14 protein-coding genes are annotated in these 13428 nt (G+C 46.2%); 5 read left to right on the plus strand and 9 right to left on the minus strand.

Going from position 1 to position 13428, the window contains the following annotated elements:
- Positions 1-113: 113 nt before the first annotated feature.
- Positions 114-896, minus strand: coding sequence for a sirohydrochlorin chelatase (locus AB4Z30_RS24800; protein ID WP_441930102.1), 783 nt, complete (start codon positions 894-896; stop codon positions 114-116).
- A gap of 3 nt (positions 897-899) precedes the next feature.
- Positions 900-1190, minus strand: a complete 291-nt coding sequence (locus AB4Z30_RS24805; RefSeq protein ID WP_017690665.1) for a YerC/YecD family TrpR-related protein — start codon at positions 1188-1190, stop codon at positions 900-902.
- Positions 1191-1689: 499 nt separating this feature from the next.
- On the opposite strand from AB4Z30_RS24805, the gene AB4Z30_RS24810 reads away from it, so the two are divergent.
- Entirely contained in the window at positions 1690-2331 is a 642-nt protein-coding gene (locus tag AB4Z30_RS24810; RefSeq protein WP_441930103.1) for a tyrosine protein kinase, read from the plus strand.
- Positions 2332-2455: 124 nt separating this feature from the next.
- A complete protein-coding gene (locus tag AB4Z30_RS24815; protein WP_441930104.1) occupies positions 2456-3544 on the plus strand; it encodes a DNA alkylation repair protein in 1089 nt (362 codons plus the stop codon).
- Between the two features lie 207 nt (positions 3545-3751).
- Here the strand turns inward: AB4Z30_RS24815 and corA are convergent, their stop codons facing one another.
- The 4 genes from corA to AB4Z30_RS24835 form a co-directional block, all read right to left on the minus strand.
- The gene (gene corA / locus AB4Z30_RS24820) at positions 3752-4711 is read right to left on the minus strand and encodes a magnesium/cobalt transporter CorA (RefSeq protein WP_441930105.1); all 960 of its coding nucleotides are present in this window, start codon (positions 4709-4711) and stop codon (positions 3752-3754) included.
- 315 nt (positions 4712-5026) lie between these two features.
- Entirely contained in the window at positions 5027-6016 is a 990-nt protein-coding gene (locus tag AB4Z30_RS24825; RefSeq protein WP_434748045.1) for an inorganic phosphate transporter, read from the minus strand.
- A gap of 14 nt (positions 6017-6030) precedes the next feature.
- Positions 6031-6648, minus strand: a complete 618-nt coding sequence (locus tag AB4Z30_RS24830; RefSeq protein WP_441930106.1) for a DUF47 domain-containing protein — start codon at positions 6646-6648, stop codon at positions 6031-6033.
- A gap of 364 nt (positions 6649-7012) precedes the next feature.
- Positions 7013-8083, minus strand: coding sequence for a DUF3048 domain-containing protein (locus AB4Z30_RS24835; RefSeq protein WP_441930107.1), 1071 nt, complete (start codon positions 8081-8083; stop codon positions 7013-7015).
- A gap of 348 nt (positions 8084-8431) precedes the next feature.
- Here AB4Z30_RS24835 and AB4Z30_RS24840 point away from each other — a divergent pair, with 348 nt between their 5' ends.
- Together AB4Z30_RS24840 and AB4Z30_RS24845 are read left to right on the plus strand one after the other, a co-directional pair.
- On the plus strand, positions 8432-8971 hold the full coding sequence (locus AB4Z30_RS24840) for a DoxX family protein (RefSeq protein ID WP_441930108.1): 540 nt from the start codon (positions 8432-8434) through the stop codon (positions 8969-8971).
- 230 nt (positions 8972-9201) lie between these two features.
- Entirely contained in the window at positions 9202-9414 is a 213-nt protein-coding gene (locus AB4Z30_RS24845; protein WP_434748049.1) for a hypothetical protein, read from the plus strand.
- A gap of 250 nt (positions 9415-9664) precedes the next feature.
- On the opposite strand, the gene AB4Z30_RS24850 is transcribed toward AB4Z30_RS24845, so the two are convergent.
- The 3 genes from AB4Z30_RS24850 to AB4Z30_RS24860 all read right to left on the minus strand — a co-directional run bounded on the left by AB4Z30_RS24850 (position 9665) and on the right by AB4Z30_RS24860 (position 12250).
- Positions 9665-10450: a DODA-type extradiol aromatic ring-opening family dioxygenase gene (locus AB4Z30_RS24850; protein ID WP_441930109.1), complete on the minus strand. Its 786-nt coding sequence runs from the start codon at positions 10448-10450 to the stop codon at positions 9665-9667.
- Positions 10451-10577: 127 nt separating this feature from the next.
- The gene (locus AB4Z30_RS24855; protein ID WP_441930110.1) at positions 10578-11408 is read right to left on the minus strand and encodes an alpha/beta hydrolase; all 831 of its coding nucleotides are present in this window, start codon (positions 11406-11408) and stop codon (positions 10578-10580) included.
- A 608-nt stretch (positions 11409-12016) separates the two neighbouring features.
- The gene (locus tag AB4Z30_RS24860; RefSeq protein WP_441930111.1) at positions 12017-12250 is read right to left on the minus strand and encodes a hypothetical protein; all 234 of its coding nucleotides are present in this window, start codon (positions 12248-12250) and stop codon (positions 12017-12019) included.
- Between the two features lie 411 nt (positions 12251-12661).
- On the opposite strand from AB4Z30_RS24860, the gene AB4Z30_RS24865 reads away from it, so the two are divergent.
- A complete protein-coding gene (locus AB4Z30_RS24865) occupies positions 12662-13411 on the plus strand; it encodes a hypothetical protein (RefSeq protein WP_441930112.1) in 750 nt (249 codons plus the stop codon).
- The last annotated feature ends 17 nt before the right edge of the window (positions 13412-13428 follow it).

Genomic DNA, 13428 nt, shown 5'->3' on the forward strand with positions numbered 1-13428 from the left:
TCTCCATGTGGCCTGTAGAGCGAAATAAAGGCCGCAATAAAACAAAAAAAAACGGCATCTCTGCCGTTTTTTATCATGAATGAATTTAAAGTAGAATCCAACTTTAATGCTATTTAACTTTTTACAGCCCCATCACACTTCTCCAGCAAAAACTGAATCTGGCGTTCCAGCCACTGTCCAAGCAAAGGATGAGGCAACAACGTTTCCCCACTATATGCATAGTCCAACTCTTTAAGTCGACCAGGAATAACATGCTGGGTAAAATAACCGGCACTTAAGAACAGCGGTGCCACAATTACGCGACTGCCGCGCTCTTCGGACCAGTATTTCGCCTTATCATATACACTTTCCGGATTAAGCAATGCATAGTCTGTATGAGCAACGCCACTGATCTGCTGCACTCGTTCCGCGAGCGAAGAAATGCCTGCTTCCCAGCGCTGGCGGAATCCATCGTGGATACTGCCATGTCCGACAAGCAAAATCGTTTCCTGCTCAGGTTGCTGTGATAATGACCGGACTTTGTCCCATACCATCACCGCAATATCAGGATCATTATCCACCGGATAGCCAAAATGAACCCGAGCTTTTACCTCAAATGGTTCGAGATCGGTTTCACGTTCAGGGGCATCTTTGGCCCCAATGGCATATTCTATCTCATCCACATGCGTACTGCCAGACGATACAAACAGAGGCACCACCAACAGATCGGTTACGCCTTGCGCTTCCAGTCGGTTGATCCCGTCCTGGATCAGACGCCCATCGACCAATTCCAGAAATCCAGCTTCAACAGGCAAAGAGTCAGGCAGATTCAACCGGGAAATCGCGTCATCGACGGACTCTACCCAGGTCTTCTCCTGAGAACCGTGACTAATGATGAGTACACCCGGCTTCTTCATGACTTAGCGCCCCAGGCGTTCCAGCGTCATTTTATAACCGTCATTACCGTAATTCAGACAACGCTTAACCCGAGAAATGGTAGCCGTGCTCGCGCCCGTCTCCGCTTCAATCTGGTTATACGTGTTGCCTTTGCCAAGCATACGTGCCACTTCCAGCCGCTGGGACATGGATTGGATCTCGTTCACGGTACAAAGGTCATCAAAAAAGACGTAACACTCTTCAATATCCTTAAGTGTCAGAATGGCCTCAAATAGTTGTTCAATGCTTTTATCATTTAGCTTTTTCAGCTGCATTTTATCATCATCCCCTAGCGGTTACTGTGTACATACATTGTACCTAGCCTGAGTTGGTATTTCAAGCGTTAACGATTTCACGCACTACAGAACAAAAACACATGTTACCGCTTACAAACAGTACTATTGTCCTCCGCATACGGACATCCAGCATAAAAACTGTGTTAATTCCCCCTTTATGGGTGGACATTTCCGATCATTCATCTAGGTTTTTAAACCTTATAATTGTTACAATTTTGTGTCTAAACTTCATTTTTATTCCTTCAAACATCCTCTGATCCCTTTTGCAGGTCTGCGCCCAAATCCGCAAATATCCCGTTTTCCGTGACACTCGCCTACGCCGCCTCTCCGCGGATGACATACAGTATATCAAAAGGGAGTTCCACCCTGTTTGTTATGGCCCTATCCCACACAATTAATTTCAAGATGCAACGGAATTCCGAAATCGATGGTGGAACGCAATTCCGAAAAATCTAATATAGAAGGAACGTGATCGTTCATGCCACAGCATTACTATCATCGCCAGCCAGGAACAAGGCAACGCCCAGCTCCCAATCCCAATGGCCATCGGCAAGCTCGTACTTCGGCTTATGTACCTTATGAGACCGTCCCACGCTCTTTGAATGAAACCCAGATCCAGCCGATGTACCCCGGAGTTAATCCGACCTACACAGGCTTCGCTGAGGTTGAAGCATCCGGTCTGGTGCCCTATGGGCAGGGTGTACCTAGCGGAGGGGTCTATGGCAGCGACATCGTGCCTGTTGCGCCCGTCGTTCCGACTCAAGCACCTGCCTCTTCAGGCAGCTCCGGTTTTTCTCTTGCCAATCTTGGCGAGTTAAAAGGTATGATTGACCGCTTCGGCGGCATTGATGGCATCATGAGCGGTGTTGCTAAAATGCAAAAGGTCGTTGGCGGTATTCAGCAGATGGCACCAATGATGAAACTGGTAATGGGCATTCTGCCTTTTGGAAAAAATAAAAATAACAGCAGCGAGGCGGATGCCGATTTCGAAGAATACTCGAAGCCCCGCCCGCGCAAACGCCGCAAAAAAACGACGGGAACGCAGCGGAAACGCACCTCGTCTCCTGCTCGCCGAAAAACAGCAGCATCCAAACTGCGTCCCAAAAGACGAAAAAGCTAGTTCCATTCAGGCACTCCCTTCACGAAGGCGGGTGCCTTAACTTTTTTGAGCAACCTTTTCTAGAACTTATGTTCTTATACTGGAAAATGAGGTATACTAGAGAATACATATAAGGAGGCAGACCATGGAACTGTTCAAAGACAAGTATACACCCGCACTCATTGATCGAACCGGCGAGCTACTGCGTCAGTTTTATCCTGAGCTACACACACAGCAATTTCGCGAACTGGTTTTCGCCGAAGGCTGGGAAGCGCTGGAGTTCAAGGCAAGGATTCGCCGAATTACGGAATCTTTGACCCGGGTTCTGCCCGCCGATTACGAACAAGCCTTACATATCCTTGAACAGGCAGCTCCACAATTGCGCGGGGTTGAGTACCTTTTTGTGCCTGATTTCATTGAAGTGAACGGACTCGACCCCGAAAATTACGACTTATCGATGAAATATCTTAAGGTATTCACACCTTATTCGAGTTCTGAATTTGCGGTGCGGCCGTTCATTCAGCGTTATCCACTACAGACGATGAAACAGTTGATGGAATGGACGGAAAGCAAGGATGAGCATATTCGCAGGCTGGCCAGCGAAGGCAGCCGCCCTCGTTTACCTTGGGGAGCCAAGCTTGGAGAATTCATTGTTGACCCTACACCGGTTCTTCCCATTTTGCATGCACTGCGACAGGACGATTCCCTCTATGTACGAAAAAGTGTAGCGAATCATCTCAATGACATTTCGAAGGATCATCCGAATCTTGTTCTTGATCTTGCTAAGGCTTGGTACGGTCAGAACGCGCATACCGACTGGATTGTTCGGCACGCAAGCCGTTCATTGCTTAAGAAGGGACACCCTTCTGCACTGAGCCTGTTCGGATACCACAAGCAGGAGGCTATTCATATTGAAAACCTGAAGCTGGAGCGGGAGGAAATTTCCACAGGTGAGGATTTGCATTTTTCATTCGATGTGGTCAATACAAGTGGTGAACCGCAGATGCTGAGGCTTGAATATGAGATTGGTTATATGAAGGCAAACGGTAAACAGGCACCTAAGCGATTTAAATGCTCCGACAAAGTGTATGCAAATGGTCGCAGCACCGTCACTACCAAACAATCATTCAAACTCATTACGACACGTAAATATTATGCGGGGCTGCACACGCTTACGATCATTGTAAATGGACAGGAAACGGAAACCGTCTCTTTTGTGCTGGAGGTCGACTGAGCTCGAACGGCGAACTCCCTTTAGTTGTGCACAGGTCGCTGTAAGCGAAACACTTATACACATGTGGATAGGAGCATGAAACGGAGCAAAGAGCTGTTCTAATCAACAGACCAAAGCCGTCCGGCAACACTCCTTTGAGCAGAGGATATCTTCTGCTTAGGAGGTTGGCTTGACGGCCCTTTTTTTCCATCCGTTCAATCACCTTATTTACTTAAACCAACCGCGTTTCACAAACCAAGCCACCATACAGCCTCCCAGGACAAACATCAGTAATAACACAGCACCGTACCCATACCTCCACTGAAGCTCCGGCATATGGGCAAAGTTCATGCCATAGATACCTGCAATTAGAGTGAGTGGCATAAATACCGTCGTAATGACAGTCAGTGTTTTCATAATCTGATTCATGCGGTTCGAATTCAACGAGATATAACTGTCGCGCAGGTCTGCCGTCATCTCCCGATCCGCTTCGATCATATCCGTCAGTTTGAGTAGATGGTCATAAATATCAGTAAAATACGCGGTGTGTTCTCCCGTTCGCTGTACATGCTGTGAGTTAACGACACGGTAGAGAAGATCGCGCATCGGGACAACGGTGCGTCTAAGCTTCAAGAGTCGACTACGCAGGTCAAACACCTGATTCATCAATTCTTCTACGGACTCCTGACCACCCCGGTTTTCCAGTTCAGCCAGCTCATCCTCAATGGCAAATAGCGATGGAAAATAGTGATCGACCAATTTGTCCATTACCGTATATGCTGCTGCTACCGGCCCTCTTGCCCAGATGGTACGCTCATGTGCATGTTTCAACAGCCGATCCCACGCCTCATCTACTTCTTCCAGTTTCCCATGATGAAAGGACACCAGAAAGTTCTGTCCCAGAAACAGATCCACCTCTTCTGCCTCGAGTGTGACCGGGTTCAGCGCATGTAACACAAGAAACTGCAAATTCTCATAGTAATCCAGCTTGGGACGCTGTAATACATGCAGACAGTCTTCAATCGCAAGTGGGTGAAAATGAAAATATGTATCCAGTAGCCGGCTTTCCTCTTCCGTTGGCTGGTTGAAATCTGCCCATACCCAGGCATAGTCATTCAAATCAAGCTGCTCCAGCGGCATATTCACCGTGACTTGATGATCCCGTGTAATTGCAAGTGTACGAATCATGGATTGGACCACGTCCTTGTCTTATCGAAGTTCTGATTCCATTGTATACTCTGAAAAACAAAAAAAGCCAACCCTGTTGGCTTCTCTCATTTCCCTATCCACAGTTCCCTGTATCCACAGGAAGGTTTCTTTTGGTTTATCATTCCACGGATGGCTATCCACATATCCAGCCTGTCCACACGTTCGTGCACAGGCATTTCTTCAACTCATTGTATATTTATCCACATATCCCGATATTCACATCGTTATGAACAGGCTCGTCCTTCACTTACAGTATCCAATTGATCGATACCCGGCTCTTCTGTTGACAACTATTTAGAAAATGATCCAGTACAACAGACCTGCAAGTGCTCCGGTAATTGGAATCGTAATAAACCACGTAATGATAATACGTCCAGCCAGTCCCCATTTTACAGCGGAGAAGCGTTTCGCCGAACCTACACCCAGAATCGCGGATGTGATTGCGTGTGTCGTACTTACCGGGAGGTGCAGCAATGTTGCTGAGAAAATAACGGATGCGGCAGATAGATCGGCAGCAAAGCCGTTAATCGGTTCGATTTTAAAAATCTTGGTCCCCATCGTTTTGATGATTTTCCATCCACCAATGGATGTTCCCAGTGCCATAGCTGTTGCTGCAGAAATTTTAACCCACAGAGGTACATCGAGATTATCTTGTACTTTGGCTGCGACGAGTGCAAATGTAATAATCCCCATCGCTTTCTGTGCATCATTGGTACCATGCGTAAATGCCTGCAGGGCAGCTGTGAAAATCTGTACCGTACGGAAGCCTTTATTCACATTGTGCGGACTGCGTTTCGCAAACACATATTTGAGAATCGTCATAACGATATAACCAATGGCAAAAGCAATCAGAGGTGATATCAGCAAACCTACGACAATATCTGAGAATCCGCTCCATTTTACTTTGTCCGAACCCGCTCCAACGAGTACAGCACCCGCGAGTGCTCCGATCAATGCATGTGAAGAGGAGGAAGGAATTCCAAACCACCAGGTTACCAAATTCCAAATGATTGCGGCAATCAAGGTAACAATGACGACCTCAATTCCGTTCTCAAGCTTGGTGGGGTCGGTCACGCTCCCCCCAATCGTCTTCGCCACGCCTGTAAACATCATCGCACCGACAAAGTTCATTACCGCTGCCAAAATAATGGCGCGGCGCGGCGTCAGCGCACGTGTGGATACCGATGTTGCAATGGCATTAGCCGTGTCGTGGAAACCGTTGATGAAGTCAAACGCCAGTGCAAGGAAGACGACTATACCTAATACCCAAATCGTTGTTTCCATTATTCTCTGGCTCCTTAAGAATTACGCATGATGATGGATTCAAGAACGTTCGCAACATGCTCGCAAGCATCCGTTGTTGTTTCAAGGCGTTCGTAGATCTCTTTGCGCTTGATCAACTCAATCGGATCGGACACCGTAGCGAATAGATTCTTGATACAGTTACGCAATACTTCGTCGCCTTGGTTTTCCAAATCATTCAGACGAATTGTATATTCACGAATCGCCAGCAATTTTTTCTGGGATAACAAATGAATCGCCTTCTGAATTTCGTAAGCCGATTCGCGCAAAATCTCTGCAAATTGAATGATATATTCGTCTGGTTCCACCAAATTGTACATATAAAAACGGGAAGCTGTCGCTTCAATGCCGTCCAATACGTCATCAAGAGTTGTTGTCAGTTCCATAATATCATCGCGTTCGATCGGCGTGATAAATGTTTTGTTGAGTTCTGTAATGATCGTGTGCACGTAGTCATCACATTGTGACTCGTACTTTTTCATTTCATTAGCAAAAAGAGTTACATCCTGAAGGTTGGAAATATGCTGGGAGAAGTAATCTGCCGCTTGAACAACCGTATCTGCCATGTTCTCCAGTGTTTCAAAAAATATGTCCTTCTTCTTCTTAATCTTCATAGCTCTATCCCCTCTTCGAGAAATTGCGCCGATAACCGATGAAACATGAAATGACAACCTTTGATATCTTATCATATTTGTTTCATGGTTTGTACAAAAGCTGCGATCCTTTTTTATATTCTTCTCATATTAACCTGAAATGAATCGTAATTATTTGGAATTATGGCAAAAACAGACTGCAATTTTACACTACGTTTACAAAACCCCACAAAATTCGATGCGTGACCCAAAACACTTTTCATATAAATCGCTAAGATACGACAACACATCTTCACCTGTTTTAAACCCTATTCATCGCTTTCCTTCATCTCAGTATTTCAAAAACGTGATTCATTACGTTGCCCTGACATTTGTCTATGGCCAATTATTGTTCCGCCAGCTTCACATGGTCTGCAAACTGTGGATGGTTCGGCACAATGCTGATGAAGGTTTTCCCCGGCACCAGATTCATTTCACGCCCATCCTTCACAAAACGAATAATATCTCCCTCTTTTCTAACCCATTGTCCGCGAATCATCTTGCCCTTCTGAAACAGCATCGCCTCGCCGCCATGATCCACGTTCACGGATAACCTGCCTACATCGTCCAGCACCTTATGGTCTGCCCCCGCAACAATGATATTGGACGCACCTAACTGACTTCCGTTATCTTTATCCTGATCTGGCTTCCCGTTCACCATTCTCATATATCGTCCGCTAACTTCATCATAATCATACGTTACTTTATAACTATTCAATAAATAATGGAGCTCAAACTGCTTCACGCTCTCTCCATTAGAGGTAGCCCCTGCCTCGTCATACTTGTACACAGGAGATTGGAATTCGTGGCTGTACCCTTTCTTGTCCGTTCCTTCTCTAAGCTTGTCCACAGATGTATATAGATTGTGAGGCGCTTTGCGTTCTTTGGAACGCCAGAAGTACGGCCCGCCATTCGAAATTTCATCCATGTGCTGTTTCCGCTGTTTTCGCAAAATGGAATAGGCCTCCGGACTGCCTCCGGCGTGAATAAGCACCCCGTCATAACTTTCACCAAGTTCAATCAGGTATGGACGAATGCTTCGTATTGGGCCGACGGTTTCTGCTCCACCTTCACTCTGAAAAATAGCAATGAAGCGTGTAATGCCGCCTTCGGCAAGCACCTCAATGATAATATCCGCTGCGCTGAGTCCCGATTGGGGACGGGCGGCAGGTGCATTGTTGATCATCACTGCCAGCGGTCTCTGTGTAGAAGCTTTCTCCACAGCCAGTCCCGTGAAAGGAGCTGTAAAGCCAGAATTAACAGGTTCCTCCACAGGCTTATCTTCTTGAACGGGTGCAGGTGTGGGCTCCGGCTGGGGAATTTGAGCTACCTCTTTATTCTGGCAAGCAACAAGACTAACGGTAAGAAGGCAGATCGATGCGGCTGATATAGCTTTGTTCCAAGAAAAAAACTTCAATATAGGACCTCCTGAACGATTTGGCTGACTTTCTTCTGCTCGTCATGTGATATTTCTCTCATGCAGGCAACCATCTCACGTATTTCTTTCCATTTAATCACAACGTTTCCGTTTTGTCTTCGTCTTCTAAGTCTTGTCCTATCTCAAAAGTTCTCTTTGAATCATGAAATGAGCAAATAAATATGTCCTAAATGTGAACTTCTTAAACCTTACTTAAAATTTGAACTAGATTGTGATTATTATCACAAACAAAACACCTTTACGAATATACAATAAAGACATCAAAGGTGATCACTTAGAAAAACAAAAACAACACACACACTAGATTAAATAAAAGGAGTGGTTTATATGTTCAGCTTCAACCAATGGCTTAGAGAAAACAAAGTGGCAATGTGGATTTTAACAGTACTTCGGGTGTACATCGGTTATGACTGGATGACTCACGGATGGAGCAAATTGACTGGCGGATTCCAAGCTGGCGGGTTCCTCACAGGGGCACTTGAAAAAGCAACAGGCGATCATCCAGCCGTTCAAGCTTGGTGGGCAACGTTCCTTGAAAAATTCGCTATTCCAAATGCCGGATTGTTCGACTTCGTCATCCCGCTCGGTGAATTCCTGGTAGGTTTGGGACTCATCCTTGGATGCTTCACTACACTGGCTGCTCTGATGGCTATGGTGATGAACTTCGCGTTCCTCTTCTCGGGTACAGTAAGCACAAACGCTCAACTGGTAGTAATGGAAATCTTCATCGTCGTAGCTGGTGCGAATGCTGGTAAAATTGGTCTGGATCACTGGGTACTGCCTTACCTTCGCGGATTGTTCAAAAAGGACAGAACCATTCAGCCAACAGACACACCAACCGTTACACCCACTAAGAGAACAGCTTAAACGCTAAAATAATAAGAATTTCCGGCCCTGCTCCCTCCCCTTGGAGCAGGGCTTTTTATTGCATTATTTTCATTCGTTTGTCCAGAACCAGACCACCTATGCTGATCTGCTCTTATTCTCAGCCACTCTGCCGTCTTCAACCAGCCCAAGTCCAACTCTCTACACTTGCTCAACAGTAGAATCCCATATTATGATAGTTATAAAGTCTATCAGAGCAAAGGAGTATCCCTATGCCCACTCAACGCCGTCTCGAAACGGACGCCGACTTTCAGGAAGCTATGACCTTAAAACATAAAATCAGGGTATTCAAAGATAACCACCAGATTGACTCTGGCGGCATTATCATTCGTTTTGACGAGAAAACCATTGTTGTCCAGTCCAGTGTCAGTGAACTGGCCTATCACTCACGTACCGAATGTGAGTTGTTCGAGCTTCGCAAATAGTGTTAACAATCAGGCTTTGGGCAATAGCTCAGATATAACAATGCTATAACATTTCTTCTTAATACCAAAAAAAGGTTCCACGCAGTCAATAACAGACGCGAGGAACCTTTTTGCATATTGAAATTTTTACATTATCGTCCTGAACAAAATGGTTATCTTCAGCTCATTAATCCTTAATGACCTCAACAACCTAATTATTCCCGAAACATAACCGAACATTTAGATCTTTGACCTGCTCATCTGCTCCAGGTTATATGCCGTCACCAAACTGCCAGCAATTCAAACTTAATGTGCCGCAAGCATACGATTGAAATAAGCGCTTCGCTGTGCGAGACATATCTGCTGCGCCCATAGCGTAGAACAATGGTGCCATATGTTCCATGCCATAGGACGGAACTGCCGTCCGAGCATGAGGGGCTTTTTTTTCATACAGAAACAATTCTCTCGTATTCCATTGCTGCAGACGTTCCGCGAGCCAGTCATCGAACTCTACAGCCCAATCCTGCGGCTCGTCATCCTGTGCCAGCATTCTCAGATTATGCACCGTTCCACCACTACCGATCATGAGCACATTATCATGCCTAAGCTGCTCTAACATTCGCCCAATATCATACTGCTCTTGAGGGGAACGAAGTGAATCCACCGATACGGCAATAACGGGAATGTTCGCCTCAGGGTACATATGCAGCAGCGGCACCCATACACCATGATCCAGACCGCGCCCTCGAACAGGTCGATGTGGCAAGTTGCTTCGCGAGAATAAAGCACAGATCTCATCCGCAATCTTGGTCTGCCCAGCCGCAGGGTACTGTATGTTATACATTGCTGATGGGTATCCGTAAAAATCATGCAGGGTCTGATGGGATTCATCCATCGTCACCGAAGGCTCGGGACAATCCCAGTGTGCGGTGAATACAACGATGGCCTTTGGAGCTGGCAGCCTGTCTCCAAGTTCGTTCAAAAATTGAGTGTAGTCACTGCTCTCCAACGCCAGAGTGGGAGAACCATGCGCAATGAATAGTGCGGGTAATGTCATTGCTGCCAACCTCCAGACACGGATAGGATGCTTACCTCTCTATTTTACCCCGAAGAAGTCGCTTTTCCAAGTTAATACCCGTTACTTTTGATTGATGACTTTTGAATGATGACGTTTGGCTTATGGCTTAGATCATCCAGTGTTGCCAGTTCTCTTCAATCTTCTGACGCTCCCCGAGCCATTCTCTCGTACGTGTGATCAGTTGTTCACGCTCTTTACCAGATGAGAAGGTATGATTGCCCTGGAAAATGATTTCCTTGTCGCAGCGCCCCTCTTGGCGCATCCAGAAGACTTTTTGATACAGAAACGCATAGTCTACAGGGATGACCTCGTCCGAAGTACCGTGCACAACCAGCACATCGCCGCTGAACTTCACCGCTTCCTGGAATGGCTGATGCTCTGCCAGAGAGTTGAAGAATTTGGGAGTGAATCTATAGCCGAGATAATCGGCAGCTCCTGCTTTTACACCGTCATCATACACATCTCTACCCGTAATCTTCACGATATCGTTGAACGGGTAACCGACAGCCGACCACATGACGAGATTTTTGACCCGTTTGTCACGTACAGCCGTTAACAGCGCAACAGCTCCGCCCAAGCTATGTCCAATCAAAGTCACACGTGTAGGGTCGACATCGGTGCAGTTCACAGCATAATCGAGCACAGAACGGGTTTGCAGTACCATCGACTCCAGCCCTTCCGCTCCGTATTCACCGCTGCTCTCTCCGCAGCCGATGTAATCAAAACGCAGCACCAGATATCCGTCCTCCGCGAGTTCACGAGCTGTCTTCACAAACAAGCGATCCACTCCGATTCGGCTTCCTACAAAGCCGTGGCAGATGACAGCCAGAGGCACACGTTGCTGACGTGTCTCCTCTTTGATATCTTTTACAACCGGATAGTGAATGGTTGCGGTTAACTCCTCTTCTCCGTGACGGATACTGATCTGACGTTCCATACGGATCTCCCCTTTCATGGTGACCTTGCTATATAAGTTGAACTAAAGTTTTTACACAGCCCACTCCGATGACAGAATAACCTTACAATCGCTGTTATCCCCAGATTTTTTGTTTCCCTTTTCCAAAGGGGAAAATCCGGTGATAAGCGTATGCTTCCGATGTAGCTTTCTTGCAGAAAGCTTTTAGGCGAACGCTTCGCTTTTTCAGGTTTTTTCTGTCCTCTCCGTTAGAGTGTAAAAGAAGAATTCAAATTATATAACAGTTCCTTGTTATATATTCAACTTTCACATATTAATTATGTTTAATCCGATAAGTTTAGTAAGTATTAAGAAGATATTAGTATATTATCATCCCCACACCCTGCAAGTCAACGCGAGAAATGATACAACTATTACATGCACAGCTGTTCTCTTTTTGACCCATTATCCCGCAAAAAAAAAGAGACCGAGCTGTATTCAGCCGGCCTCGCATTATTTCTGTTCAGTTCCATAATCCACACCATGTGCTTCTTTGATCCCTGTATTCATTTATTGCATCTAACCTAGCGAAGGATCACTCGATCTGCCTTTCCTTATTATCGCCATTGGCTATGATGTTTCTTACGATCTTACTCATAGCTCCTGCGGAACATCGCATGAGTCTCAATTCGTCCATTCCACTCATGCTGCTGACCCGCACCCTCGTTGTCCCAGAAGCTTCTGCCTTGCCAATTATCATCGTTCAGTTCTTCGCCAAACTCCGTATCCTCCACAGCCTCTTCCATCGGCACCACCTCATCCTCCACACCGCGGGAATTGCTGTTGAGCAGCATCTTGCGTGTCAGATCTGATTGTTTATCCATGCTAACCACACTCCTATCCATCATTTCGGTTTGAAAATGCTACTATTGTGATGGATTAGACAGCTCTTTATTCATGGTTCACAGAATCGTTGCTTCTTCCAACCAAGCTATGTATATTCACATCTCCACAGGGGAAAATAAAGCCAAAACAACAGGCTCGCCTCTCCCGAAAGCCTGTTAACGAAAGGAATGAACTCATGGCACATCTACTCGGATGGATTCAGCATCATGGAAAACTGGTGCTCTTATGCACCTGTATTGTGCTAGCCTGTATCGGGCTATGGGTGAATCATAAGCAGTTATTTTATAAGGAATGACTTTGCGAAACGAGAGCCCTTCCCGTATACTAAAATATCGGCAGGGTCTTCATGGAATGGGAGATCAGAACGTGTGAGACAGGGGGAGCAATCAGTGGGAATTTCCTATAAAAAGCTGAAAGAACTACAAAATCGGCAAATCACAGAGATGAGCCGCATGACACCAGATAACGTACAATTTTATAACCAAATCAGCAGCATCGCAAGGCAAGCTCCGGCAGACGAGAGAACCCAGGAAGAATGGATTCTCGCTGCGGGAAGGGCCATCGTACAAGCACAGAAGGACAACAAATCAGCTCGTGATCTGTACGGCTCTGATCTGGAACAGGATATTTACACTCAACTCGGAAAAGGTGCTACAGAAACAGATGGAGGCAACACCAGTACAATACAGGCTGCTGATCCTGCTGAAACAACAGAACCTGTGAAACGAACCCCTAAATGGTACGTTATGATTGCCTGGGCGGCAATATCGGTTGTGCTATTCATCCAAGGTTGCACAGGACTATTCTTCGGCTTCACAGACGGCGATACCGAAGCTTTCGAACATATCAGCCTATTCTCTCTCATCATTGCTGCTGTTGGCGGGATCGCACTCGTAGAGATGCTGCGCCGATTAGCAGAACGCCCGGACGACCAGGGAACAGACAAACATGTCATGCCCAAAGTTAACATTCGTGGCATCATCATTTACATCGTCATCGTAGTGCTTGTTCTCTTTGTTGGTTACCCACTTCGAGATAAACTTCCTGTCTTCTACATGGCTCCATGGGTTAGCGCCGTGATCGGTATAGCTGGACTTGCTTTAATCCGACCTCTCTTTGGGCAGAAAAAGCAGGCATAACCGAAAAGGACATTTTC

Origin of the sequence: Paenibacillus sp. 2TAF8, assembly GCF_052114825.1 — a bacterium.
Taxonomy (GTDB): domain Bacteria; phylum Bacillota; class Bacilli; order Paenibacillales; family Paenibacillaceae; genus Paenibacillus.